This window comes from Microbacterium sp. Root280D1 (assembly GCF_001428975.1).
GTDB lineage: Bacteria > Actinomycetota > Actinomycetes > Actinomycetales > Microbacteriaceae > Microbacterium.
In genome coordinates this window covers 99,564-123,171 of sequence record NZ_LMJK01000004.1, presented here as the reverse complement: position 1 = coordinate 123,171, position 23,608 = coordinate 99,564, and the positions used below count along the sequence as shown (strand labels likewise).

At 69.2% G+C, this 23,608-nt stretch carries 23 protein-coding genes; 11 read left to right on the top strand and 12 right to left on the bottom strand.

What is annotated here, in order from left to right; all coding sequences use genetic code 11:
- Positions 1-65 precede the first annotated feature (65 nt).
- The 5 genes from ASE34_RS17165 to ASE34_RS17145 form a co-directional block, all read right to left on the bottom strand.
- Positions 66-1,199 carry a bifunctional 2-methylcitrate synthase/citrate synthase gene (locus tag ASE34_RS17165; RefSeq protein ID WP_053097920.1) on the bottom strand — a complete coding sequence of 378 codons (1,134 nt, stop codon included), beginning with the start codon at positions 1,197-1,199 and terminating at the stop codon, positions 66-68.
- Positions 1,200-1,201: 2 nt separating this feature from the next.
- The gene (prpB, locus tag ASE34_RS17160; protein WP_056280563.1) at positions 1,202-2,104 is read right to left on the bottom strand and encodes a methylisocitrate lyase; all 903 of its coding nucleotides are present in this window, start codon (positions 2,102-2,104) and stop codon (positions 1,202-1,204) included.
- The gene (locus tag ASE34_RS17155) at positions 2,104-3,630 is read right to left on the bottom strand and encodes an MmgE/PrpD family protein (protein ID WP_056280561.1); all 1,527 of its coding nucleotides are present in this window, start codon (positions 3,628-3,630) and stop codon (positions 2,104-2,106) included. Before ASE34_RS17155 ends, prpB begins: the two co-directional genes overlap by 1 nt.
- Entirely contained in the window at positions 3,627-4,295 is a 669-nt protein-coding gene (locus tag ASE34_RS17150; protein ID WP_056280558.1) for a GntR family transcriptional regulator, read from the bottom strand. Before ASE34_RS17150 ends, ASE34_RS17155 begins: the two co-directional genes overlap by 4 nt.
- A gap of 73 nt (positions 4,296-4,368) precedes the next feature.
- Positions 4,369-5,349 (bottom strand): EamA family transporter, encoded by a 981-nt coding sequence (locus tag ASE34_RS17145; RefSeq protein WP_056280554.1) that lies wholly within the window; start codon positions 5,347-5,349, stop codon positions 4,369-4,371.
- Between the two features lie 39 nt (positions 5,350-5,388).
- Here ASE34_RS17145 and ASE34_RS17140 point away from each other — a divergent pair, with 39 nt between their 5' ends.
- From ASE34_RS17140 to ASE34_RS17105, 8 genes are all read left to right on the top strand, one after another.
- Positions 5,389-5,925, top strand: coding sequence for a CGNR zinc finger domain-containing protein (locus tag ASE34_RS17140; RefSeq protein WP_053097930.1), 537 nt, complete (start codon positions 5,389-5,391; stop codon positions 5,923-5,925).
- A gap of 40 nt (positions 5,926-5,965) precedes the next feature.
- Positions 5,966-6,952, top strand: coding sequence for an acetylxylan esterase (locus tag ASE34_RS17135; RefSeq protein WP_056280552.1), 987 nt, complete (start codon positions 5,966-5,968; stop codon positions 6,950-6,952).
- Positions 6,953-7,124: 172 nt separating this feature from the next.
- Entirely contained in the window at positions 7,125-7,715 is a 591-nt protein-coding gene (locus ASE34_RS17130; protein ID WP_053097935.1) for a glucose-6-phosphate isomerase family protein, read from the top strand.
- A 9-nt stretch (positions 7,716-7,724) separates the two neighbouring features.
- Complete coding sequence (gene xylB, locus ASE34_RS17125; RefSeq protein WP_056280550.1) at positions 7,725-9,227, top strand: xylulokinase; 1,503 nt, start codon at positions 7,725-7,727, stop codon at positions 9,225-9,227.
- On the top strand, positions 9,227-10,183 hold the full coding sequence (locus ASE34_RS17120) for a phosphoglycerate dehydrogenase (protein WP_082586715.1): 957 nt from the start codon (positions 9,227-9,229) through the stop codon (positions 10,181-10,183). The genes xylB and ASE34_RS17120 overlap by 1 nt, the downstream gene beginning before the upstream one ends.
- A gap of 11 nt (positions 10,184-10,194) precedes the next feature.
- The gene (locus ASE34_RS17115) at positions 10,195-11,148 is read left to right on the top strand and encodes a shikimate dehydrogenase family protein (RefSeq protein ID WP_056280548.1); all 954 of its coding nucleotides are present in this window, start codon (positions 10,195-10,197) and stop codon (positions 11,146-11,148) included.
- Complete coding sequence (locus tag ASE34_RS17110; protein WP_056280544.1) at positions 11,148-12,116, top strand: phosphotriesterase; 969 nt, start codon at positions 11,148-11,150, stop codon at positions 12,114-12,116. The genes ASE34_RS17115 and ASE34_RS17110 overlap by 1 nt, the downstream gene beginning before the upstream one ends.
- Before the next feature lie 72 nt (positions 12,117-12,188).
- Complete coding sequence (locus ASE34_RS17105) at positions 12,189-12,485, top strand: putative quinol monooxygenase (RefSeq protein ID WP_056280542.1); 297 nt, start codon at positions 12,189-12,191, stop codon at positions 12,483-12,485.
- Positions 12,486-12,566: 81 nt separating this feature from the next.
- On the opposite strand, the gene ASE34_RS17100 is transcribed toward ASE34_RS17105, so the two are convergent.
- The 4 genes from ASE34_RS17100 to ASE34_RS17085 all read right to left on the bottom strand — a co-directional run bounded on the left by ASE34_RS17100 (position 12,567) and on the right by ASE34_RS17085 (position 17,208).
- Positions 12,567-13,565 carry an ABC transporter substrate-binding protein gene (locus tag ASE34_RS17100; protein WP_056280540.1) on the bottom strand — a complete coding sequence of 333 codons (999 nt, stop codon included), beginning with the start codon at positions 13,563-13,565 and terminating at the stop codon, positions 12,567-12,569.
- A gap of 49 nt (positions 13,566-13,614) precedes the next feature.
- Complete coding sequence (locus ASE34_RS17095; RefSeq protein WP_171821947.1) at positions 13,615-14,649, bottom strand: ABC transporter permease; 1,035 nt, start codon at positions 14,647-14,649, stop codon at positions 13,615-13,617.
- On the bottom strand, positions 14,649-16,151 hold the full coding sequence (locus ASE34_RS17090) for a sugar ABC transporter ATP-binding protein (protein WP_056280538.1): 1,503 nt from the start codon (positions 16,149-16,151) through the stop codon (positions 14,649-14,651). Before ASE34_RS17090 ends, ASE34_RS17095 begins: the two co-directional genes overlap by 1 nt.
- A gap of 187 nt (positions 16,152-16,338) precedes the next feature.
- Positions 16,339-17,208, bottom strand: coding sequence for a sugar phosphate isomerase/epimerase family protein (locus tag ASE34_RS17085; RefSeq protein ID WP_056280535.1), 870 nt, complete (start codon positions 17,206-17,208; stop codon positions 16,339-16,341).
- A gap of 190 nt (positions 17,209-17,398) precedes the next feature.
- Between ASE34_RS17085 and ASE34_RS17080 the strand changes: the two genes are divergently transcribed.
- On the top strand, positions 17,399-18,400 hold the full coding sequence (locus tag ASE34_RS17080; RefSeq protein WP_056280532.1) for a LacI family DNA-binding transcriptional regulator: 1,002 nt from the start codon (positions 17,399-17,401) through the stop codon (positions 18,398-18,400).
- Positions 18,401-18,539: 139 nt separating this feature from the next.
- Here the strand turns inward: ASE34_RS17080 and ASE34_RS17075 are convergent, their stop codons facing one another.
- Together ASE34_RS17075 and ASE34_RS17070 are read right to left on the bottom strand one after the other, a co-directional pair.
- The gene (locus ASE34_RS17075; protein WP_056280528.1) at positions 18,540-19,505 is read right to left on the bottom strand and encodes an aldo/keto reductase; all 966 of its coding nucleotides are present in this window, start codon (positions 19,503-19,505) and stop codon (positions 18,540-18,542) included.
- Positions 19,492-20,787 carry an L-fuconate dehydratase gene (locus tag ASE34_RS17070; RefSeq protein ID WP_056280524.1) on the bottom strand — a complete coding sequence of 432 codons (1,296 nt, stop codon included), beginning with the start codon at positions 20,785-20,787 and terminating at the stop codon, positions 19,492-19,494. The genes ASE34_RS17075 and ASE34_RS17070 overlap by 14 nt, the downstream gene beginning before the upstream one ends.
- A 135-nt stretch (positions 20,788-20,922) precedes the next feature.
- On the opposite strand from ASE34_RS17070, the gene ASE34_RS17065 reads away from it, so the two are divergent.
- Together ASE34_RS17065 and ASE34_RS17060 are read left to right on the top strand one after the other, a co-directional pair.
- Positions 20,923-21,783 carry a fumarylacetoacetate hydrolase family protein gene (locus tag ASE34_RS17065; RefSeq protein ID WP_056280521.1) on the top strand — a complete coding sequence of 287 codons (861 nt, stop codon included), beginning with the start codon at positions 20,923-20,925 and terminating at the stop codon, positions 21,781-21,783.
- Positions 21,780-22,538 carry an SDR family NAD(P)-dependent oxidoreductase gene (locus ASE34_RS17060; protein WP_056280518.1) on the top strand — a complete coding sequence of 253 codons (759 nt, stop codon included), beginning with the start codon at positions 21,780-21,782 and terminating at the stop codon, positions 22,536-22,538. Before ASE34_RS17065 ends, ASE34_RS17060 begins: the two co-directional genes overlap by 4 nt.
- A gap of 52 nt (positions 22,539-22,590) precedes the next feature.
- On the opposite strand, the gene ASE34_RS17055 is transcribed toward ASE34_RS17060, so the two are convergent.
- Positions 22,591-23,571, bottom strand: coding sequence for an amidohydrolase family protein (locus ASE34_RS17055; protein ID WP_056280515.1), 981 nt, complete (start codon positions 23,569-23,571; stop codon positions 22,591-22,593).
- Positions 23,572-23,608: the final 37 nt, after the last annotated feature.

The window sequence follows — 23,608 nt, the reverse complement described above, 5'->3', positions numbered from 1 at the left end:
GCCGCGGAGTGCGGCATCCGATCCGGCGACCGACCCGGGTTCGTCGACCCGGGCCGGTGCGCCGATCAGTTCTCGATGTGGCGTTCGTCGACGCCGTCGTAGAACGACAGCGGGCGGATCAGAGCGTTCGCACCGGCCTGTTCGATGATGTGCGCCGTCCACCCTGTGACCCGCGCCGCGACGAACAGCGGCGTGAAGGTGAGGGTGTCGAAGCCGATGAGGTTGTAGGCAGGACCCGACGGGTAGTCGAGGTTCGGGTAGATGCCCTTGCGCGCCACGAACTCCGACTCGAGAGCGTCGTACAGCTCTGCCACCTCGGCCTTGTCGTAGTGCTCGACCAGGGTGTCGAGCGCCGCCTTCATCGTCGGCACCCGCGAGTCGCCGCTCTTGTAGACGCGGTGCCCGAAGCCCATGATCTTGCGCTTCTCGGCCAGCGCCTTGTCGAGCCACGGCACGACGTTCGAGGCCTCGCCGATCTCGTCGAAGATGTGCAGCACAGCCTCATTGGCGCCGCCGTGCAGCGGCCCCTTGAGCGCGCCGATCGCCCCGACCACCGCCGAGTAGAGGTCGCTGAGGGTGGAGGTGATCACGCGGGCCGTGAACGTCGAGGCGTTGAACGAGTGCTCGGCATACAGGATCATCGAGCGGTTGAACGCGTCGACGACCACCGGATCGGGCTCCTCGCCGAACGTCATCCAGAGGAAGTTCGCCGAGTAGTCGAGGTCGTCGCGCGGTGCGATCGTCTCCTGCCCCCGGCGGCGGCGCTGACCGTACGCGACGATCGCGGGGAGAGCGGCGAACAGACGGATGCTGCGCTCGAGGTTCTCCTCCGGGCTGCCGCCGGCATCGAGCACCGATCCGCCCGCGTTCGTGTCGGAGGCACCGATCAGGCTGACCGCCGTGCGCACCTCGTCCATCGGATGCGCGTCGAGCGGAACCAGGTCGATCGCCGTCTTCACGCTGTCGGTCAGAGCGCGATGGAGGCGCTCCTCCGCGCGGAAAGCGGCCAGCTCGTCGGCCGTCGGCAGCTCGCCGTGCCACAGCAGGTAGGCCACCGCCTCGAAAGGCTGGGTCGCCGCCAGCTCCTGCACGGGATATCCGCGGTAGAGCAGGCTGTTCGTCTCGGGGTTGACCTTCGAGATCGCGGTCGTGTCGACGACGACCCCGGCGAGGCCCTTCTTGATGTCCGGCTCGGTCATGCTCACTCCTTCGTGACGGTGAAGCCTGCGACGCCGGAGTCGAACTGCTTGTAGGACTCGTAGTCGATCAGGTCGTAGAGATCGGCACGGTGCTGCATCTCACCGAGCTTCGAGGTGAGGTGCCCCTCCTCGTTCAGCGTATCGAGCGCACCGCCCGCCGCGCCCATCGCGATGCGCAGCAGCGACACCGGCCAGATGACCATGTTCACACCGGCATCCCGCAGCTGGTCGACCGAGAACAGATCGCTCTTGCCGAACTCGGTCATGTTGGCGAGGATCGGCACGTCGAGCGCATTCGCCATCGCCTCGAACTCGCCGAGGGTGCGCATCGCCTCGGGGAAGACGGCATCCGCCCCGGCATCCACCAGCGCCTTCGCACGATCGATCGCGGACTCGAGTCCCTCGACCGCGCGGATGTCGGTGCGCGCCATGATGAGGAAGTTCGGGTCGCGTCGAGCGTCGGCGGCGGCGCGGATGCGACGGATCGCCGTGCTCTCGTCGACGACGCTCTTGCCGTCGAGGTGGCCGCAACGCTTCGGGTTGATCTGGTCTTCGATGTGCGTGCCGGCGAGGCCGGCATCCTCGAGCTCCTGGATCGTGCGGGCGACGTTCATCGGCTCGCCGAAACCGGTGTCGGCGTCGACGATCGCGGGGATGTCGGTCATCCGCGCGATCTGCTTGGCCCGACCGGCGACCTCGGTCAGCGTGGTGAGGCCGATGTCGGGCACCCCGAGGTCGGCAGAGAGCACCGCACCCGAGATGTAGACCCCGTCGAAGCCCTTCTGCTCGATCAGTCGGGCGCTCAGCGGATTGAACGCGCCGGGGAAGCGCAGCAGCTCGCCACTCGCGAGCCGTTCGCGGAACAGACGGCGCTTGTCGGCCGGGGTGACGTGCGAATACAGCATCAGAACAGGCCCTTCGGGGCATCGGCGCCCTCGAGCAGGCCGGGCTTCGCGATGATCGACAGCTCGCCGACCTCCGCGGCCGTGAGCTCGGGCAGACGCTGCACGAGCTCGAGGAACCGCTCGATCTCCGCGGGCTCGAGCACGGGCTCGGCCAGCAGGCGGAACTTCGCGATGTAGTTCTCACGGGCGAACGGACGAGCACCCAGCGGGTGCGCGTCCGCGACGGCGATCTCATCGACCACGGTCGTGCCGTCGGTGAGGCGGAACTCGACGCGCCCGCCGAACGCCTTCACGTCGGGGTCTTCGGAGTGGTAGCGGCGGGTCCACTCGGCATCCTCGGCCGTGGTGATCTTGTGCCACAGGGCGACCGTGTCTGCGCGACCGGCCCGCTCGGGGGTGTACGAATCGACGTGGTGCCAGCCGCCGTCCTGCAGCGCGACCGCGAAGATGTACGGGATCGAGTGGTCGAGCGTCTCACGGGATGCAGTGGGGTCGTACTTCTGCGGGTCGTTCGCACCCGAGCCGATCACATAGTGCGTGTGGTGGCTGGTGTGCAGCACGACGGCCTCGATGTTGGCGGGGTCGCGCAGCGCCGGATTCTCGGTGCCGAGCTTGCGGGCGAGGTCGATCCACGCCTGCGCCTGGTACTCGGCCGAGTGCTCCTTCGTGTACGAGTCGAGGATCGCGCGCTTCGCCTCGCCCGCGGCAGGAAGCGGCACCTCGTAGGCGGCGTCCTTGCCGTCGAGCATCCAGGCGATCACGCCGTCTTCGCCCTCGTAGATCGGCGCGGGACTCGTCTGACCGCGCATCGCCCGGTCGACCGCCTCGACGGCGAGCTTGCCGGCGAAGGCCGGGGCGTGCGCCTTCCAGGTCGAGATCTCGCCCTTGCGGCTCTGACGCGTGGCGGTGGTGGTGTGCAGGCCCTGACCGACGGCCTGGTAGATCGTCTCGACGTCGAGCCCGAGCAGCGTGCCGATGCCGGCGGCGGCCGACGGGCCGAGGTGCGCGACGTGGTCGATCTTGTGCTTGTGCAGGCAGATCGCGCGCACGAGGTCCATCTGGATCTCGTAGCCGGTGGCGATGCCGCGCAGCAACGCGCGGCCGTCGGCCTGCACGTGCTGGGCGACGGCGAGGATCGGCGGGATGTTGTCGCCCGGGTGCGAATACTCGGCCGCGAGGAACGTGTCGTGATAGTCGAGCTCGCGCACGGCCACGCCGTTGGCCCACGCCGCCCACTCGGGGCTGGTGCGGTGGTCGAGCGCCGCGCCGAAGACCGTGGCGCCGATGCCGCCGGTCGAGACGGGGTGGCTGAACGCCTGGGTGCGAGCCGCGTTGATGGGCCCGCGGGTGAGGGATGCCGCGGCCACCGACGCGTTGTCGATGATGCGGTTGATGATCATGTCGGTGACGTCCTGCTCGACCTCGACCGGGTCGGCGGCGACCTCGGCGATCTTCCAGGCGAGCTGGTCTTCGCGGGCGAGGTTCTCATCGCTGCGGTGGACGCGGACGTGGTGGGTGACGGTCATTTCACACCTTCTGGGTTGGCGGTCAGGGAGTCGAGGATGCCGGTCAGCGCATTGTGCAGATGCACGTGCGTGGCGTGGGCGGCGAGGTCGCCGTCTCGGGCGGCGAGGGCCTGCGCGATCGTTCGGTGCTCGGCGGCTGAGGCTGCGAGGCGGGCCGGCTTGTCGCGGGCCATGCGGCGGACTCGCACGAGGTGGGTGCGCACGGTGCGCAGGGCCGAGGCGATGTAGTCGTTGTCGACCGCACCGTCGAGAGCGGCATCGAAGCGGGCGATCAGGGCGTAGTACGCGTCGCGGCCCTCGACGGCGGTGAGGTCGACGTGCGCGAACTCGTCGGCGAGGGCGGCGAAGAGGGCGGCGTCACCCCGCTGGGCCGCGAGTCGGGCGGAGGTCTCTTCGAGCGCGCGGCGGATCTCGAACAGCGCGCGGATGTCGTCCGCATCCAGGTCGGCGACCACCGTCACTCGCGGCGACTGCTGCACGACGAGGCCGTCGGCGGCGAGGCGGCGCAGCGCTTCGCGCATCGGGGTGCGGCTGATGCCGAGGCGGGCGGCCTGCTCGACCTCGCCGAGCACGAACCCCGCGGGGAGGGCGCCGGACTGGATCTCCTCGAGCAGCGCGGCGTGGGCTCGATCGCCGGCGGTGATGCGATCGGCGACAGAGCTCATGCCCTCAGTGTATACACAAATACGTTTCGATGATCAGGGGCGCGGTCATCTGGTGCTTCGCGTATACATTGCGCTACCGCTGCGGCCGCTCCACGGCATCCGGCACCGGCTCGACGAACTCGGCGGGACGCGGCTCGCCGAGCTTCACCACGACGACGCCGACCAGCACCAGCGCCCCGCCGAGGGCCTGCAGCAGATCGGGCAGCTGTCCGAGCAGCAGCCAGCCGAAGAGCAGCGCGGCGACCACCTCGGAGAGCGCGACGAAGGATGCGAGGCGGGAGCCGAGCATCCGCGTCGACGCGATGCCGAGCACATAGGCGAGTGCCGTCGCGACCAGGCCGATCGCGAGCACCGGCACGAACCACGGCACGGTGCCGAAGCGATAGGTGATGTCGTCGGTCGTCCAGGCGATGGGCAGGATGCCGGCGAGTCCGGCGACCGTCAGCGCGATCGCGCCGAGCAGCAGCCCACCCCCGGCGAGCGCGATCGGAGGCAGTCCGGTGTCGGCCTTGGCCGAGAGCAGGAAGTACGTCGCCGCACCCACCATCGCGGCGAGTGCCCAGAGGATGCCGGCGACATCGACCTCGGCGCCGGTGATGATGTCGAGCATCAGCACGAGTCCGACGAAGGCGATGGCCGCGCCGATCACGCTGCGCCGACTCGGCCGCTCGCCCCGGCGGAGCCACAGCCAGAGGATGACGGCGATCGGCGCGGTGTATTCGATGAGCAGTGCGAGACCGACGTCCATCAGGGCGACGGCCTGGAAGTAGCAGAGCTGCGTGGCGGTGACGGCGAGCAGTCCGTAGGCGGCGACCATCCCGGCGTTCTTGCGGAGCACTGCCCACCGCCCGCGCAGCGACAGGACCGTCGGCACGAGCAGCACGAGTGCGGCGACCCAGACACGCGCGGTCACGGCAGCACCGGGCGTCCACCCCGCATCGATGAGCCCGCGAGCCCAGGCACCGGACATCCCGAACGCGAAGGCCGCGCCGATCGCCAGAGGCAGACCGAGACGCACGCCGCGCATCGAGATGTCATTCGCAACTTTGCTCATGACAGGTGACGCTACTCGTGCACGTTGTAAGGTGTCAACATGAACTTCACCGATGACACGGAAGAGGCGCTCCGCGCAGCCATCCGGCTCGTGAACTCGGCGGAAGAGCCCGAGACCCTCGAGACGCTCGCCGACTACGACGCCTTTCTCGCGGACTTCCCCTACTCCGGCCGCCTCGACCGCGACGACGCCGAGCTCTCCTCGCTGCGTGCGATCCGCCCGCGCCTGCGCTCCATGCTCATCGCGCCACGAGACGAGATGGCCGAGCACGTCAACGCCGCGCTGGCCGAAGCGTCTCTCGCGCCGCGACTCGTGCGCCATGACGGCGTGGACTGGCACCTGCACGCCGTCGCCGACGAGCGCCCCCTCGCCGAGCGCGTGCTGATCGAGACCGCGATGGCGCTGATCGACGTCATCCGCACCGACGAGGGATCCCGCATCTCGATCTGCGCCGACGACACGTGCGAGGCGCTCGCTCTCGACCTGTCCCGCAACCGGTCGAAGCGCTACTGCTCGACGACCTGCACGAATCGCAACGCGGTGGCGGCGTATCGTGCGCGGCGCGCGAGCGCCTGAGCCGCGGCATCCGGAGGACGTTCGGTAGCGTCGTCTCGTCATGACCTTCCCCCCTCCCTACGACACCTGGTTCCCCGACGCCGAGTTCGACGCCGCTTACGGACACACGCTCGCCACGCTCCGCGAGATCGCACCGGTTCCAGCGCCGGACGGCTTCACCGCGCGTTGGCAGGCGTGGCGCGCACAGGCGAAGACGGTGGATGCCGCACCCGCCGTGCCGTCCACCGAGAGCATCCACGGACGGCGGGTGTCGATCATCGAGCACGCCGGAGTCGACGGCATCCGACTGCGTGCCTGGCTCGTCGAGCCCGTCTCGCCGCCCGCGCGGGTGGGCGTCGTGCACAGCCACGGATACGGCGGGCGGGATGCGATCGACCTCGCTCGTATTCCCGAGGATGCGGCGGCGATCTTCCCCGTAGCCCGCGGACTGCCCACGCTGAACACGGGCATCGGCGCCCCCGAGATCCAGGCCGAGCATGTGCTGGCCGGGATCGAGAACCCCGACGACTACGTGCTGGGACTCTGCGCCCGCGACCTCTGGCTCGCGGCGGATGCCCTGACCGCGCTCGTCGGACGCGTGCCGCTCTACTACGTCGGCGAGAGCTTCGGCGGCGGCATCGGAGCGCTCGCCCTGCCGTGGGACGACCGGTATATCGGGGCGACCCTCATCGTCCCGAGCTTCGGGCAGTACGACGAGCGCCTCGCCGTTCACTGCCTCGGCAGCGGGGAGACCGTGCGCGATCACGTCGCCGCGCATCCCGACGCGCGCGAGGCGCTGCGCTGGTTCGACGCCTCGTCAGCCCTCGGCTTCGCCCGCGTTCCGGTGCGCGTGGAGGCGGCACTGTGGGACCCGTACGTGCCGCCGCCCGGACAGTTCGGCGTCGCGAACGCGGCGCGGATGCTCGAACTCGCCGTCCTCCCCGCCGGCCATGCCGACTACCCAGGGGCCGACGAGGTGACAGCCGAGGCCGTCAGAGGCGGCCGCGCCCACCTCGCGCGCGCACTGCGCGCCGCCTCCGCTCCATGACTCCGGAGAAACTCGCATGGCGAGCCCGACGGGTCCGGGCGATCCAGGAGCAGCGCACACCCGCGCTCCCCGGCCTGCGCATCCGAGCACTGGACGCCACTTGTCATCACAGGTACACTCAACTTGTCATTACAGGTTGCGCAGCGCCGCAGCATCCGCACGAGGAGCACCGATGCCCCAGTTCCACACTCCCCCGATCTCGCCGATGGCGATCGCCTTCGACGCCGAGAAGCTCACGCTCTCCCCGGAGGGACCCACTCTGACGCGGCGCATGTCCGACCTCGAGGGACTCTTCCTCGACGCCGACGCCTGGGCTGCCGCGGCCGCCGGCGACAACCCCGTCGTCTACACCGTGGTCAGCTCTCCCGTGCCCGAGGTCGACCGCGAGCTGCCGCAGTCGATCACCACGATCATGCCCGGCGACACCTCGGGAGAGCTCTGGATGACCAAGGGCCACCAGCATCCGAACCACCAGGGCGAGATCTACCTCGCGCTGAAGGGCCGCGGCGGGCTGCTCATGTTCGACGGCGAGCGCACCGAATGGCTCGACATGCTGCCCGGCACGATCGGCTACATCCCGCCGGGCTGGGCGCACCGCTCGGTCAACACGGGCGACGAGCCCTACTCGTTCCTCGCGGTGTACCCGGGCGGCGCCGGCCACGACTACGGCTGGGTCCTCGAGCACGGGATGGGCTCTCGGGCCTATCGCGCCACCGAGGGCGTGGACCTGCGCCCCTACTCCGCGTCCCCCTCCGCGGAATAGGCTCCGGCCATGCTGATCGCGCACGATCTGGGGACCACCGGCGACAAGGCCTCCCTGCACCATGACGACGGACGCCTCGTCACCTCGGTCACGGTGCCGTACCCCGCGCACTTCGCCGCGGGCGGCATCGCCGAGCAGGATCCGGCGGACTGGTGGGATGCCGTCGTCTCGGCGACCCGACAGCTGATCGACCGTGCGGGCGTCGACCCGTCGACCGTCGGCGGACTCGTCGTCAGCGGCCAGATGATGGGCACGGTGCTGCTCGACGCACACGGCGAGCCGGTGCGCCCCGCGATCATCTGGGCCGACACCCGCTCGGGCGCGCAGACCCGTGAGCTCGAAGAGCGTCTCGGCGCACAGGACGCCTACCGCGTGCTCGGCCATCGACTGAACCCCACCTACTCGGTCGAGAAGATCATGTGGGTGCGCGACAACGAGCCGGATGTCTGGGCGCGGGTGCGGCACTTCTGCGTCGCGAAGGACTACATCGTCTACCGTCTCACCGGACGCCTCGCCACCGAGCGCTCCGACGCCTCGGGCACCAACGCCTACGACCAGGTGCGCGGCGAGTGGTCGGCCGATGTGCTCGCCGCCGCGGGACTCGACCCCGCTCTCTTCCCCGAGATCCTCGCATCGACGACGATCGCCGGGTCCCTCACCGCCGACTCGGCCACCGCCCTCGGGCTTCCGGCATCCGTCCGCGTCGTCATGGGCGGCGGAGACGGCCCCTTGGCCGCCGTCGGTTCGGGCATCGTCGCGCCCGAAGACGGTGCGTACGTGTGCCTGGGCACCTCGTCGTGGATCTCGTTCGCGAGCGTCACACCGCTGCACGACCCGCAGATGCGCACCATGACGTTCGACAACGTCGTGCCAGGATCCTTCGTGCCGACCGCGACCATGCAGGCCGGCGGCGCCTCGGTGCAGTGGATCGCCGAAGCCCTCTCCCCCGACCCCGCCCGCCCCGACACCGCCCGGCTCACCACGGAGGCCGGGGGCGACCTCGACACCGAGGACCTCTACTTCCTCCCCTATCTGCTCGGCGAACGATCCCCGCTGTGGGACCCGCACGCCCGCGGAGCATTCGTCGGCCTCGCCCGTCACCACACCCGCGCGCACCTCACCCGAGCCGTGCTCGAGGGTGTCGCGTACAACCTGCTCACCTGCATCCAGGCGTTCCGCGAATCCGGTGCGTCGATCGACCGCATCGACGCGGTGGGCGGCGGAGCGCAGAGCGACGCCTGGCTCGGCATCCTCGCCGACGTCTGGGGTGTGCCGATCCGACGGCGCACGATCGTCGAAGAGGCCAACAGCCTCGGCGCCGCTGTCACCGGTGCCGTCGGCCTCGGCCTCGCCGACTTCTCGGCGGCGCGGGCGCTCAGCGAGGTCACGGCGGAGTTCACTCCGGACGCCGGCCGGCACGCCGTGCACGCGCAGCGGCATTCGCGCTTCGTCGGCGCCTACGCCGCACTCGAGCCGTGGTTCGCCCAGGCCCCCGCCACCCGAGGCGCCTGATGGGAGTCATCCTCGCGACCAGCCGGTCGTTCTCGGACGGAGACCTCGACCTCGTCGGGCGAGCCAGGGCCGCCGGCCACGAGATCGTCCGGGGCCCCGCCCACCACGGGCTCACCGAGCTCGCACCCCTGCTCGCTGCCGCCGAGGGGTGGATCGCGGGCACGGGTCCGGTGACCGACGACCACCTGGCCGCCGCGCCGAACCTCAGGGTCGTGGCCCGCTACGGCGTCGGCACCGAGGCGGTCGATCTCGACGCGGCGCTGCGGCGCGGCATCCCGGTGACGAACACCCCGGGGGCGAACGCGGATGCCGTCGCCGACCACGCCGTCGGCCTCATGCTCGCCGCGCTCCGGTTCATCCCCGACGGCGATCGCCGCGTGCGGGCCGGCGACTGGGCCGTGCGGCGCGGTCGCGAGCTCGGAGCCGCCACGGTCGGCATCGTGGGCTTCGGCCGCATCGGCCAGGGCGTCGCCCGACGTCTGAGCGGTTTCGGCGCACGCGTGCTCGCGGCCGATCCCTTTCTGCCGGCCGACGTGATCGCCGAGCGCGGCGCCGAACCGGTCGACCTCGACGAGCTGTTCCGCACCGCCGACGTCATCACCCTGCACGCCCCGGGCGGGCAGACGCTCGTCGATGCGGCGCGACTCGACCGCATCCGCCCCGGCACGATCCTGGTGAACACCGCCCGCCCCGATCTCGTCGACGAGGCGGCACTCGCCGCCGCCCTGCGTGACGGACGCCTCGGCGGATACGCCGCCGACACGTTGACCGGCGACACCGCGGCGAGCGCGAGTCCGCTGCTCGCCGACGACCTCGCCGACCGTGTCACCGTGACCCCGCATCTCGGCGCGCAGACGACCCAGGCCGTCGACAACATGGGCTCGATGTCCCTCGACGATGTGCTCGCGGTTCTCGCGGGCACCGCTCCCGCCCACCCCGTCTCCCCCCGACCCTGAAGGACCCAGCGATGACCATCACCGAGAACACCGCGACCACCGCGACCACGACCGGCGGCTACATGGGCTTCGTCGGCGTGAGCACCGGCTCGTCGTCGATCATGAAGGTGTTCCCGAAGTGGGCCGAGGTGCTGGGCCTCCCCACCGAGAACCTCATCGGACACGACCTTCCGATGGATGCGACTCCCGAGCAGTACGTCGCCATGGTCGAGCAGATCCGCGACGACCCGCAGCACCGGGGCGCACTGGTCACGACCCACAAGATGAACGTGTTCGCCGCGGCATCCGACCTGTTCGACGAGCTCGACCCGTTCGCCGTCTCGTGCTCCGAGATCTCGAGCATCTCGAAGCGGGGCGACCGCCTGATCGGCCGCGCCAAAGACCCCCTCACCGTCGATCTCGCACTCGACGACTTCCTGCCGGCCGACCACTTCGCCCGCACCGGGGCGGAGGTCGTGATCCTCGGCGCCGGCGGCTCGGGCACCGCGCTCAGCTGGGCGCTGGCGGAGAGGGCGGATGCTCCGGCGAAGATCACCGTGACCGCTCGCGACGACGACAAGCTCGACCACCTGCGCGAGGTGCACCGCCAGCACGGCACCCCCGACGGGCTGATCACGTACGTGCGCACCGACACGGTGCAGGATGCCGCGGCCATCGTCGCAGGCGCTCCCGCGGGCTCGCTGATCGTGAACGCCACCGGCCTCGGCAAGGACCGCCCGGGCTCGCCGCTGCCCGACGACGTCGCGTTCCCCGAGGACGCGTGGGTGTGGGAGTTCAACTACCGCGGCTCGCTCGAGTTCCTGCATCAGGCGCGTGCACAGGAGGGCGCGCGCGGTCTGCACGTGGTCGACGGCTGGCGCTACTTCATCCACGGGTGGTCGCAGGTCGTCGCCGACGTGTTCGAGATCGACCTCACGCCCGAGATCGTCGAGCGGCTCGCCCAGGCCGCCGAATCGGTGCGCTGATGCCCGTCGTGCGGACCGTGCTCGGCGACATCGACCCGACGCGGCTCGGGGCGACGGACTATCACGAGCACCTGTTCCAGATCTCGCCGCTGCTGGTCGGCGATGAGCTCGACGATGAGGAGCTCTCCGGCCAGGAGGCCGCCCTGCTGCGGGCCAGCGGCTTCGCGGCGATGGTCGATGCGACGCCGTTCGGGCTCGGGCGCGATCCCGAGGGGGTCGCACGCATCAGCGCCGGCACCGGACTGCACATCGTCGCCACGACAGGGCGCCACCGCGAGGCGCACTACGGCGAGGACCATCCGATGCAGGTGTGGGATGTCGAGCGCCTGGCCGAGCTTTTCATCGCCGAGGTGATGCGCGGGATGCTCGTCGACGATGCGCTGGTGTTCGAGACCCCCGACGTGCCCCGGGCGGCTGCGCCCGAGGGATCGCCGGTACGCGCCGGGATGCTGAAAGCCGGCGTCGGCTACTGGAGCATCACCGCCTTCGAGCACACGACCCTGCTCGCGGTCGCAGCGGCGCACCGAGCGACCGGCGCGCCGGTCATGGTGCACCTGGAGTTCTGCACCGCCGCGCACGAGGTCCTCGATCTGCTCGAGGGCGAAGGCGTGGCATCCGATCGCGTCGTGCTCGCGCATGCCGACCGCGATCCGGATGCCGGGCTGCACGCGTCGCTCGCCGAGCGCGGTGCCTACCTGGGCTACGACGGATTCGCGCGTCCGCGCACGAGGTCGGATGCCGAGCTGCTCGCCCTGACCGAGAAGGCCGTCGCCCTCGGATGCAGAGACCGCATCCTGCTCGGCGGCGATGTCGCCCGCCGCACCCGCTACCTCGCGTACGGCGGCATGCCGGGTCTCGCCTATCTCGGCGAGCGCTACCTGCCGCGGCTGCGCTCCGCGGTGGGCGACGACGTGGTCGAGCGGATGCTGGTCGCCAACCCCGCGCGCCTGCTCACCCTGTCGACCTGACCCTGTCAGCCTGACCACACCGCTGCCTGACCGCACCGTCCCACCCCGCCAGCCCACACCCGAGGAGTCCGCATGACCGAGCCGACCATCCTGCATGCCGTGTTCACCGCACGCCCCGACAAGGGCGACGAGGTCGCGGCGCTGCTGCGCGACTTCGCCGCGGTGGTGCGCGCCGAAGAGGGCAACGTCGTGTTCGATGCGACGCGGCTCGTCGACGACCCCGACCGCTTCTTCGTCTACGAGGTCTACCGCGACGAGGCGGCCTTCCAGGCGCACATCTCGGCCCCGGCCGGCGTCCCGTTCAATGAGGCGCTGCAGCAGCTGATCGTCGAGCCGGCATCCGTGCTGACCTTCCTCCGACGCATCTGACGCACCCCGCCACGCGCCCCCCGCACCCCCGGCACGCAAGAAGCCCCCCACCCGAAGGTGAGGGGCTTCTTTCTCAGCGGGTCACTCGTAGAGGACCGCTGCGATGTCCTCGTCCTCGAGGTTCGTGCTGTCGTACCAGTACGAACCCGTGTCGTAGAACTCCTCGACATCCTCGCCGTTGGCCGCGTCGTACGCCGCCTGGACGACCTGCGCGCCGATGCCGATCGGGTCCTGCGTGATGGCGCCGGCCATCGTGCCGTCCTTGATCGCGTTGATCTGGGCAGCTCCCGAGTCGAAGCCGACGATCGTGATCTTGCCCTTCTCGAGGCCGAGCTCGTTCACGGCGTTCACGACGCCGATGGCCGAGCCCTCGTTGGTGCCGTAGATGCCCTTGAGGTCGGGGTGAGCGGCGATCAGCGTCTTCGCGATGTCAGCCGACTTCAGGTGGTCGCCGTCACCGTACTGGATGTCGACGATCTTGATGTCGGGGAAGTCCGCCTCGATCTTCTCGACGAATCCGTCACGACGCTCGACACCGGTCGAGTTGATGTTCGAGTGGCCGACGATGGCGACTTCGCCCTCGCCGCCGATCAGCTCGGCCATGTGCTCTGCGGCGAGCGCACCGGCGACCTTGCTGTCGGTCGCCGACAGGCTGAGTCCGACGTCGCCGTCGCACGGAGCGTCGAAGTACACGACGGGGATGTCCTTGGCCTTCGCCTGCTCGAGCGGGGCGACGCACGCCTCGGGGTCGAGGGCGGCGTAGGCGATGGCATCCGGGTTCTTGTCGATCGCGGTGGTGAGCATCTCGAGCTGCTGGGCGATCTCGGTCTCGGCGGCCGGGCCCTCGAACGTGATCTTCACGCCGAGCTCGTCCGCCTTCTCCTGAGCACCGGTCTTGACGGCCTGCCAGAACTGGTGCTGGAAGCCCTTCGAGACGAGCGCGATGTACATCTCGCCGTCGCCGCTGCCTCCGTCGCCGCTGCCTTCTTCGATGACGTCACCGCCGCCTGCGCAACCCGCGAAGACGAGGGCGGATGCGGCCACGAGTGCCGCGAATGCGGTCTTCTTGCCGAATTTCATGGAAACTCCATTGTTCTCTGTGTGGTGGTGGGGGGTGTAGATCTGTGGGTCAGGTGCGCTGGCGGTTGCGCAGCGAGTCGAGGAAGACGGCCAGCAGCACGACGATGCCGACGACGATGTTCTGCCACTCCGACTGGATCGACATGATGCGCAGGCCGTTGACGAGCACGCTCATGATGAGCGCACCGATCACGGTGCCGAGGATCGAGCCTCGTCCGCCGAGCAGCGACGTTCCGCCGATGATGACGGCGGCGATCGCCTGCAGCTCGTAGCCGGTGCCGATCTGCGGCTGCGCCGAGTCGAGACGGGCCGCGATCACGATGCCCGCGATGCCGGTGAAGGCGCCCGCGAACATGTAGATGAGGATCGTCCAGCGGCGGGTGTTCACACCCGACAGCCGGGTGGCCTCCTCGTTCGAGCCGATCGCGAAGGTGTAGCGGCCGAGGAGCGTCTTCGACAGTACGAGCCACGCGATGATCGCGGCCACGGCGGTGATCAGCACGGCGTTCGGGATGCCGGGGATGATCACGCCGAGCGCGATCTTCTTGAAGTCGGGGGCCGAGGTCGAGAAGTAGATCGGCGAGACGTTCGAGATGACGAGGGCGAGTCCGCCGGCGATCATCATCATCGCGAGGGTCGCGATGAAGGGCGGCAGCCGGAGGAACGTGATGTTGATGCCGTTCACGAGTCCCATGAGGACACCCGTGAGCACACCGCCGATCACGCCGACCCAGACGGGGAGTCCCATGTTGGTGACGAAGACACCCGTCATCACGGCGCACAGCGCCATACCGGTGCCGATCGAGAGATCGATGCCGCCGGTGATGATGACGAAGGTCGTGCCGAGGGCGAGGATGCCGATGACCGCCGTCGACAGCAGCACCGTGGCGATGTTGCTGAAGGTGAAGAAGTTCGGGCTGGCGATCGAGAAGAAGATCACCAGGACGATCAGCGTGCCGAAGGCGAGCGACTGCTGCAGCTGGCGACGGAGGAACCCGCCGAAGTCGCGCTTGTCGGTGTTCTCATCGACCGCCGTCTGGATGATCGTCGTCGTCGACGATCCGGACTGCTGTGGGGTGCTCATCAGTCTTCCTCCCCGTGGGCTGCGAGTTGCATGATCTTCTCCTGGCTGGCTTCCTCGTTGCGGAGCGTCCCGGTGATCCGACCGTTCGCGAAGACCGCGATGCGGTTCGCGACGCGGAGGATCTCGGGGAGCTCCGATGAGATGACGATGATGGATTTGCCCTGGTCAGCGAGCTGCTGCATGAGGCGGTAGATCTCCTCCTTCGCGCCGACGTCGATCCCTCGGGTCGGCTCGTCGAAGATGAGGATGTCGCAGTCGCGCATCAGCCACCGGGCGATGACGACCTTCTGCTGGTTCCCTCCCGAGAGCAGCTTCACGACCTGGTTCACCGAGGGCGTCTTGACCCGCAGCTGCTGCACGTACTCCTTGGTGCGGTTCTTCGCCTTCGCGTCGCCCATCCAGCCGATGCCGTTGGCGTACGACCCGAGCGAGGCGAGCACGGTGTTGAAGGTCACGTCCTGCTCGAGCATCAGGCCCAGCAGCTTGCGGTCCTCCGAGAGGTAGCCGAGGCCGTGCTTGACCGCATCCGCCGGCTGTCCGATTCGCACCGGGTCGCCGCCGATCGCGATCGTGCCGCCGTCGCGGTGGTCGGCACCGATGATGGCCCGCGCAGTCTCGGTGCGCCCGGCGCCCATGAGTCCGGCGAAGCCCAGGATCTCGCCCTTGTGCAGCTGGAACGAGACGTCCTTGAGGAGGTTCTTGGTCGAGAGTCCCTGCACGTCGAGCACGATCGGGTCGTTGATGTGATCGCGGGCCTGCGGACGGGTTCCCTCGTCGATCACGCGGCCGACCATCATCTCGATGATCTTCGGGACGCTGACCTCTGACTTCTCCAGTGATCCGATGTATGTGCCGTCACGGAGCACCGTGACCCGGTCGGCGAGACGCCGCAGCTCGTCCATGCGGTGCGAGATGTAGACGATGCCGGTCCCCGAGGCGCGCAGCTGCTCGATCAGCAGGAACAGGGTCTCGGTCTCGGAGTCGGTGAGCGCCGAGGTGGGCTCGTCCATGATGAGCACCTTGGCGTTGAACGAGAGCGCCTTGGCGATCTCGACCATCTGCTGCTCGGCCACGGTCAGCTCGCCGACGAGCTGTCGCGGGTTGACCCTGATGCCGAGGCGCTGCAGCAGTTCGGCCGTCTGCGCGTTGAGCTTGCGCTCCGACAGGAAGGGGCCGGTGGTGGGCTCGCGACCCACGAAGATGTTCTGCGCCACGGTGAGATCGGGCATCAGGTTGAGTTCCTGGTGGATGATCGTGATGCCGAGCTGCTGCGCCTGCAGCGGGCTGGTGAGTTCGACCTCCTGGCCCTCGAACGTGATGGTGCCCTCGTCCTTGGTGTAGATCCCCGAGAGGATCTTCATCAGGGTCGACTTGCCGGCGCCGTTTTCGCCCACGAGCACCAGCACCTCGCCGGCTCGCACCTCGAGGTGCACATCCTTGAGAGCCTGCACACCGGGGAATCCCTTGCTGATCCCGTCGACTCTGAGAATGGGGTCACTCATGTGCTCACCTGCTTCCTTGAAGGTCGTGATGCGATATTCCGGTCGGGTCCGGAAACATCGGATCAATTCTGCGTCTTACGCCCCACCCTGCGCAAGTTGTATCTAAATGTAACTAAGACTTCTTCGGATGGGAAGACCTGTAATAACAAGTTGGCAACAGGTCGGCGGATCGAGGCGACGGCCCGGCTCAGTGCAGCCGGATCGAGTCGACCGCGACGAGCTTGTCGCGGATGTAGGCGTTGGCGTGCGCTCCGAGCTCGACGTTGTCGGTCCACAGATTGCGCCAGATGCCGAGCATGCGGCTGAGATCGGGGGCGACGACGGCTGACGAGAACGACTCGAACACGATCGGACCGTCATAGCCGATGCGGCCCAGCGCCTTGAAGAAGTTGTCGAAGTCGACGGTGCCGGTGCCGAGATAGCCGCGGTGGCTCTCCCCGATGTGCACGTAGCGCAGGGCCGGAGCCGCGTCGAGGACCGGCGCGAACATATCCGACTCCTCGATGTTCATGTGGTACGTGTCGAGGTGGATGCCGAGGTTCGGCCGATCGACCTCGGCGAGGTAGGCGAGCGCCTGCCGTGCGGTGTTCAGCACGTTCGTCTCGTAGCGGTTCACGACCTCGAGCGAGACCGAGATGCCGCGCTCTGCGGCATGGTCGGCGACGCGGGCGATCGTTTGCCGACTGCTCTCCAGCCCCTCGGCCGTCACCGGGTCCATGTACTTCTGCATCGCACTGTAGATCACGCCGCAGAAGTGCTGGCCGCCGAGGTCGGCGAGCACGTCGACCGCCCTGAGCAGCAGCGCCTCTCCCGCGGCCACGACGGCCGGGTCGGAGCTCGTCACGTCGGTCGCGCCCGAGAGTCCGAGCGAGGCGCTGACGGCGAGATCGTGCTCTTCGAGCGCGTCCTTCGTCGCGGTGACGTCGAACGAGAACGGGTCCATCAGCGGGAACTCGATCAGGTCGAATCCGGCCGCCTTCGTCTTCTCGACGGAGAGACGGATGCCGTCGGCATCGAAGTGTCCGGTCCAGACGAGCCCGTGGCATCCGATGTTCATGAGACCTCTCGGAGACGGGTGTGCGGCACCTTCGCCTCGGCAGGATTGGCACGTTGCAACTCTGCGTTCAGGTCACCGTACGCGGGTCGGGGATGCGGTGTCAAGAACTTTCTTGGCACGTTGCAATCGCTGGGCTACTCTGGACTCGCCGCCGACCGTCCTGCGTCGACGCGCAGTCGACAGGAGCTCCATGCCCGCCAGCGTCAAAGACGTCGCCGCTCTCGCCGGGGTGTCCTCCTCGACCGTCTCGAACTACCTCAACCACCCGCATGTGCTCGGCGAATCGAGCGCGGCGAAGGTGAGGGAGGCGATCGCGCAGCTCGGCTACGTGCCCAACGAATCCGCCCGTCAACTGCGAGCCGGCTCCAGCAAGGCGCTGGCGCTGATTCTTCTCGACGCCTGGCTGCCGTACTTCCACGAGCTCTCGCGCGGGGTCGAAGACGTGGCCCGCGAGGGCGGCTGGTCGCTGTTCTTCAGCAACAGCAACCGCGACGCCGACACCGAACGCGGCAACATCGACATGTTCGAGGCGCACCGGGTGCAGGGCATCGTCATCTACCCGCTCGAAGACGTGGTGCCCCGGCTCGAACAGCTCGCCGACCGCGGCATCCGCTCGGTCGTCGTCGGCCCCATCCCCGATTCGCCGACCGTCGGTTCGGTGCTGTTCGACGACCGCGGCGGCGGACGGCTGGCGGGCGAGCACCTGCTGTCGCTCGGCCGCCGCCGCATCCTCTTCCTGGGGGCGCCGAGCGTCAGCCAGTCGAACGACCGCCTCCTCGGGCTGCGCGATGCCGTCACCGCGGCCGGGGCGACGGCCGATGTGATCGACGTGCCGCACCTGACGACCGAGGACGGCCTCGACGTCGGCGCGCGGATCGCCGAGATGCCTGCCACCGAACGCCCCGACGCGATCTTCGCCGCCAACGACATGGTGGCGATCGGCGTGCTCACCCAGCTGCTGCGCCGGGGCATCCGCGTGCCCGAGGAGATCGCGCTGGTCGGCTTCGACGACGTCGCCCAGGCGCACCAGACCGTCGTGCCGCTCACGAGCGTGCGGCAGCCCGGGTACGAGATCGGCCGGGCGGCGGGCGCGGCACTCATCCGCCAGCTCACCGACCCCACCGCCGACCTCCCGGCGCCGACGCCGTTCGCCGCCGAGCTCGTGGTCCGCGAGTCCACCGTCGGCCGCTGAGCCTCGTCTCCGCCGTCGCGGAGTTATGGCGCAGGCCCGGTTCACAATTCAGCACGAACCCGCACTGATGCCGCCGCCGAAGCCCCAGACCGCCCACCAGCGCAGACCTATGCTGAATTGTGAACGCGCGCCGTCCGGCTCAGCCTGGTATCAGCCCCTCTGCAGCGAGCTCATTCCACAGCGCGCCAGGAATCTCGAGCGCCGCATACTCGGCATTCTGCGTCAGCTGCCCTGGCCGGCTTCCTCCGACCACCACCGAGCGCACCACGTCTGACTGCAGCGGGAACTGGATCGCGGCGGCGGGCAGCGGCACGTCGTGCTCGGCGCACACCCGTGCGATGCGCAGCAGCCGTTCCCACAGCTCGTCGGGAAGCTGCCCGTACTCGTATCGCCCGTCGCGGCGAGGTTCGTTCGATGCCAGCAGCCCGGAGTTGAAGACGGATGCCGCGACGATCCCTGTCCCGGTCTCTCGGCACGCCGGCAGCACCTCGGCCGCCGCCGGCTGTTCGAGCAGCGTGTATCTGCCCGCGACCATGACCAGGTCGAGGTCGGCCGAGCGCACGGAGGCGGCGAGCGCATCCGACACCATCGAGCCGATGCCGACGGCAGTCACCTCGCCGTCGCGACGCAGCTGCTCGAGCGCCGGCAGCGCCTCGGCGAGCGCGAGATCCAGGTCATGCCGCTCGGGGTCGTGCAGGTAGAGCAGGTCGATGCGCTCGATCCCGAGACGTTCGCGGGACTCATCGAGACTGGTGCGTATCCCCTCAGCCGAGAAGTCCCACACGCGCTGCAGATCGTCGGGAACATGGAAGTCGTTCGCGGTGTCGAGGCCGCCGTCGTGGTCGGGGTTCGGTCGCAGCAGGCGCCCGACCTTGGTCGACAGCACGTACTCGTCGCGCGGTTTGGTCTGCAGGAACGCCCCGAGACGACGCTCCGAGAGCCCGAGCCCGTAATGCGGAGCGGTGTCGAAGTAGCGGATGCCGCTGTCCCACGCCGCATCGAGCACCGCCCACGCCTCGTCATCGCTCAGCGCGCGGAAGAGGTTGCCGACATTCGCGGCCCCGTATCCGAGGGGCGGAACCGCCAGAGCATCAGACTCCGACATGCTGCCCCGTCCACGTATACGCGGCGATGCTCTCGGCCTTCATCTCCATGCCGGATCCGGGCGCCGTGGGCGCCATGTACGACCCGCCCTGGATGTCGGTGGGGATCACGAAGTGCTCGTGCAGGTGGTCGACGAATTCGATCATCCGTCCTTCGCGGGTGCCGGTGACGGCGACGAAGTCGAACATCGAGAGGTGCTGCACGGCCTCGCACAGCCCGACGCCGCCGGCATGCGGGCAGACCGGCACACCGAACTTCGCGGCCAGCAGCAGGTTGGCGATGTTCTCGTTGACGCCCGCGACGCGCACGGCGTCGATCTGCATGACCGAGATCGCCTCGGCCTGCAGCAGCTGCTTGAAGATGACGCGGTTCTGCGCGTGCTCGCCGGTGGCGACGCGGATGGGTGCTACCCCCTTGGCGATCTCGGCGTGACCGAGCACGTCGTCGGGGCTCGTGGGCTCTTCGATCCAGGCGGGGTGGAACTCGGCGAGCGCGCCTATCCATTCGATCGCCTCCGACACCTCCCACCGCTGGTTGGCGTCGATCGCGATGGGGAAGTCCGGTCCGCACACCTCGCGGGCCTTGCGGAAACGGCGGATGTCGTCGTCGAGGTCGGCGCCGACCTTGAGCTTGATCTGGGTGAAGCCGTCGGCCATCGCCTCGCGGGCGAGCCGCTCGAGCTTCTCGTCGGAGTATCCGAGCCATCCGGGGCTGGTCGTGTAGCCGGGGTATCCGGTGGCGAGCAGTTCTCGTTCGCGCTCGAGGCGTCCCGGCTCGGCGGCGCGCAGGATCTCGAGGGCGTCCTCGGGCGTCAGCGCATTGGTGAGGTAGCGGAAGTCGACGAGGCCCACGAGCTCCTCGGGCGTCATCCGCGCGAGCAGCTGCCACAGCGGCAGCCCGGCCCGCTTGGCCTTGATGTCCCACAGCGCGTTGATGACCGCGCCGATGGCCATGTGCATGACGCCCTTCTCGGGGCCGAGCCAGCGCAGCTGCGAGTCGCCGATGATGTCGCGGAACGTCGTGCCCATGTCGTCGAGCAGCGGCTCGATCTCGCGACCGACGAGGTGCCCGGCGAGCGCGTCGATCGCGGCGACCTGCACATCGTTGCCGCGCCCGATCGTGAAGACGAACGCGTGGCCGTCGATGCCGTCCTCGGCATCCGTGCGCACGATCACGTATGCCGCCGAGTAGTCGGGGTCGGGATTCATGGCATCCGATCCGTCCAGACTCAGCGATGTCGGGAAGCGGATGTCGGTCGTGTCGAGGGCGACGATGCGGCTCACGGGTTCCTCTCGTGCACGGGACGGATATCCGTGCAGATCTCTTGGAGTGTAAACATCGGATGTCTATACTGTCAACGAGACGGGCCGCACTGACGCGCCTCGTCACCCACGGACACCTCACTGAGCAGGAGAGACATGAAGTTCGCACGGCTAGGCACCCCCGGCGCCGAGATCCCCGTCCTCGTCGAAGGCGACCGCTACCTCGATCTGCGCTCTGTGACATCCGATGTGAACGGTGATTTCCTCGCCGGTGATTTCCGGGCTCGCGTCGCCGCGGCCCGTGCCGCCGACGAACTGCCGGTTCTCGGGGATGCCGCGGCGATGCGCATCGGCGCGCCGATCGCGCGCCCGAGCGCCGTCATCTGCATCGGCCAGAACTACGCGGCGCACGCCCGCGAGTCCGGCTCCGAGCCGCCGACCGTCCCGATCATGTTCCTGAAGACGCCGAACACGGTGGTCGGCCCGAACGATGCGGTCACGATCCCCCGCGGCAGCGAGAAGACCGACTGGGAGGTCGAGCTCGGCATCGTGATCGGCGCCCGCGCCGCCTACCTCGATTCGCCTGACGACGCCGACGCCCACATCGCCGGCTACGTGGTGGCGAACGACGTCTCGGAGCGCGCCTTCCAGATGGAGGTCTCGGGCGGGCAGTGGTCGAAGGGCAAGATCGCCCCCGGTTTCAACCCGACCGGCCCCTGGCTGGTGACACCCGACGAGGTCGACGTCGACGACCTGCGGCTGCGCAGCTGGGTGAACGGCGAAGCGCGTCAGGATTCGAACACCGACGACATGATCTTCGACGTGCGCGTGATCGTGCACCACCTGTCGCAGTACGTCACGCTCGAGCCGGGCGATCTGATCCTCACGGGCACTCCCCAGGGCGTGGCCTTCGGGGGCAAGTTCCCGTATCTGACGGCGGGCGACGTGGTCGAGATCGAGATCGAAGGACTCGGGCATCAGCGCCAGGAGTTCGTGGCATGGGAGGCACAGAAATGAGCAGCGCACTCGACGGACTCGTCGCGATCGTGACCGGCGGAGCATCCGGGATCGGCGCGGCCATCGCCGCCCGGCTGCACGCCGACGGCGCGCAGATCGCGGTGCTCGACCGCGATACCTCAGGAGCGGATGCCGCCTTCGCCGCTTTCACGGCCGACGTGTCGGACCGTGCATCGGTCGATGCCGCCGTGGCCGCCGTCGCCGAGAGGTTCGGGCGCATCGACATCGTCGTGAACAACGCCGGGGTCGGCGCCCAGGGAGACATCAGCGCCAACGACGACGACGAGTGGGCGCGTGTGCTCTCGATCAACGTCACGGGCATCGCCCGCGTCACGTCGGCGGCGTTGCCGTGGCTCAAGGAGTCGCCGAGCGCGGCGGTCTGCAACACGGCATCCATCGCCTCGACCACCGGCCTTCCCCAGCGCGCGCTCTACAGCGCGTCGAAGGGCGCCGTCTCGGCCCTGACCCGTGCCATGGCCGCCGATCACCTGCGCGAGGGCATCCGCGTCAACGCCGTCAACCCCGGCACCGCCGACACCCCGTGGGTCGGCCGGCTGCTCGACTCGGCCGACGACCCGGCCGCCGAGCGCGCCGCCCTCGAGGCCCGCCAGCCGCATGGCCGCCTGGTCTCACCCGACGAGGTCGCCGCGGCGGTCGCCTACCTGGTGAGCCCCGCCGCGGGCTCGACCACGGGCACGTTCATCGAGGTCGACGGCGGCATGGCTCAGCTGCGGCTCCGTCCCGTCGGGGGCTGACCGCCGCGTCGCCCCCGGTCCCGGTCCCGGTCCCTGCCCCGGACAGCGGGCGCTACGAGCGACCGCCGCGCAGCCAACCCAGGATGCCGCGGCGCGGCCGCTCCTCCCGAGAGTCCTCATGCGTCGGCCGCTCGCCGATCCGGTAGAACTCCTCGGCGTTCGTCCACATGATCGCGTCGACGTCGTGCCCGCGTCGCTCGGCCCAGGCGATCACCGCATCCGCCCATCTGATCCGAGCCGTCGGCTGATACATGGGCGATCCGTCGACGTTCGCGTACGGGTCGCCCTCCTCCGGGGGTCCGATGACCGAGACCGGCCAGTCACTGCCCCACATCAGCCGCTCGACGCCGAACGCGTCGGCCGCGGCGTCGAGGAACGGGTGCAGCTGCTCGGCCGACCAGTCGCCTCCGGCCTCCCCCGGCAGCCCCGAGAGCTTGCACCACACATTCGGATGCCGTGCCAGGTCGTCGAGATCGCGCACCCATTCCATGGTCGGCGCCACCGGGGCCTTCGCCGTGCCGACCTCGGGCTTGCCGAGGTGATCGAGCACGATCCGCAGCTCGGGCACCGCCCCCGCGAGTCGGGCCACCTCGGGCAGCTGCGCGGCGCGCACGCACGCGTCGAAGGCCCAGCCGCGCGCCGCGACCTCGCGCGCCCCGGTGACGAAGTCGGCCGAGACCGCCAGTCCGTCGGGTTCGCCCTGCAGGTTGTGCCGCACGCCGACCACGAGCGGCTCAGCGGCGAGTCCTTCGAGGTGCGCGGTGGTGTCGGTGCCGCGATCCAGACGCGCCCCCGCGACGATGCCGACCACCCCGACGCGGGGCGCGAGCCCGGCCACCCACCGCACTTCTTCGAGGAAGTCGTCTTCGACGGTCTCGGCCTGCACGAACACCGCGCGCTCGGTCGTCGCGCGGGCGATGCGGGCGTGCTCGATCTCGGTCGCACCGAACAGCCAGGCGAGCGGACCCTCGAGCCACGTGTAGTGCAGAAGCTCGGGGTCCCAGAGGTGCAGGTGCGAATCGAGTACGCGCATGCCCCCATCCTGCCGCAGACATCCGATGAATGGCTAG

What these genes read in the sequence shown, in the direction of transcription:
- ASE34_RS17165 (WP_053097920.1), bottom strand. Translation starts at nt 1,199, where the DNA reads ATGACCGAGCCGGACATCAAGAAGGGCCTCGCCGGGGTCGTCGTCGAC.
- prpB (WP_056280563.1), bottom strand. Translation starts at nt 2,104, where the DNA reads ATGCTGTATTCGCACGTCACCCCGGCCGACAAGCGCCGTCTGTTCCGC.
- ASE34_RS17155 (WP_056280561.1), bottom strand. Translation starts at nt 3,630, where the DNA reads ATGACCGTCACCCACCACGTCCGCGTCCACCGCAGCGATGAGAACCTC.
- ASE34_RS17150 (WP_056280558.1), bottom strand. Translation starts at nt 4,295, where the DNA reads ATGAGCTCTGTCGCCGATCGCATCACCGCCGGCGATCGAGCCCACGCC.
- ASE34_RS17145 (WP_056280554.1), bottom strand. Translation starts at nt 5,349, where the DNA reads ATGAGCAAAGTTGCGAATGACATCTCGATGCGCGGCGTGCGTCTCGGT.
- ASE34_RS17140 (WP_053097930.1), top strand. Translation starts at nt 5,389, where the DNA reads ATGAACTTCACCGATGACACGGAAGAGGCGCTCCGCGCAGCCATCCGG.
- ASE34_RS17135 (WP_056280552.1), top strand. Translation starts at nt 5,966, where the DNA reads ATGACCTTCCCCCCTCCCTACGACACCTGGTTCCCCGACGCCGAGTTC.
- ASE34_RS17130 (WP_053097935.1), top strand. Translation starts at nt 7,125, where the DNA reads ATGCCCCAGTTCCACACTCCCCCGATCTCGCCGATGGCGATCGCCTTC.
- xylB (WP_056280550.1), top strand. Translation starts at nt 7,725, where the DNA reads ATGCTGATCGCGCACGATCTGGGGACCACCGGCGACAAGGCCTCCCTG.
- ASE34_RS17120 (WP_082586715.1), top strand. Translation starts at nt 9,227, where the DNA reads ATGGGAGTCATCCTCGCGACCAGCCGGTCGTTCTCGGACGGAGACCTC.
- ASE34_RS17115 (WP_056280548.1), top strand. Translation starts at nt 10,195, where the DNA reads ATGACCATCACCGAGAACACCGCGACCACCGCGACCACGACCGGCGGC.
- ASE34_RS17110 (WP_056280544.1), top strand. Translation starts at nt 11,148, where the DNA reads ATGCCCGTCGTGCGGACCGTGCTCGGCGACATCGACCCGACGCGGCTC.
- ASE34_RS17105 (WP_056280542.1), top strand. Translation starts at nt 12,189, where the DNA reads ATGACCGAGCCGACCATCCTGCATGCCGTGTTCACCGCACGCCCCGAC.
- ASE34_RS17100 (WP_056280540.1), bottom strand. Translation starts at nt 13,565, where the DNA reads ATGAAATTCGGCAAGAAGACCGCATTCGCGGCACTCGTGGCCGCATCC.
- ASE34_RS17095 (WP_171821947.1), bottom strand. Translation starts at nt 14,649, where the DNA reads ATGAGCACCCCACAGCAGTCCGGATCGTCGACGACGACGATCATCCAG.
- ASE34_RS17090 (WP_056280538.1), bottom strand. Translation starts at nt 16,151, where the DNA reads ATGAGTGACCCCATTCTCAGAGTCGACGGGATCAGCAAGGGATTCCCC.
- ASE34_RS17085 (WP_056280535.1), bottom strand. Translation starts at nt 17,208, where the DNA reads ATGAACATCGGATGCCACGGGCTCGTCTGGACCGGACACTTCGATGCC.
- ASE34_RS17080 (WP_056280532.1), top strand. Translation starts at nt 17,399, where the DNA reads ATGCCCGCCAGCGTCAAAGACGTCGCCGCTCTCGCCGGGGTGTCCTCC.
- ASE34_RS17075 (WP_056280528.1), bottom strand. Translation starts at nt 19,505, where the DNA reads ATGTCGGAGTCTGATGCTCTGGCGGTTCCGCCCCTCGGATACGGGGCC.
- ASE34_RS17065 (WP_056280521.1), top strand. Translation starts at nt 20,923, where the DNA reads ATGAAGTTCGCACGGCTAGGCACCCCCGGCGCCGAGATCCCCGTCCTC.
- ASE34_RS17060 (WP_056280518.1), top strand. Translation starts at nt 21,780, where the DNA reads ATGAGCAGCGCACTCGACGGACTCGTCGCGATCGTGACCGGCGGAGCA.
- ASE34_RS17055 (WP_056280515.1), bottom strand. Translation starts at nt 23,571, where the DNA reads ATGCGCGTACTCGATTCGCACCTGCACCTCTGGGACCCCGAGCTTCTG.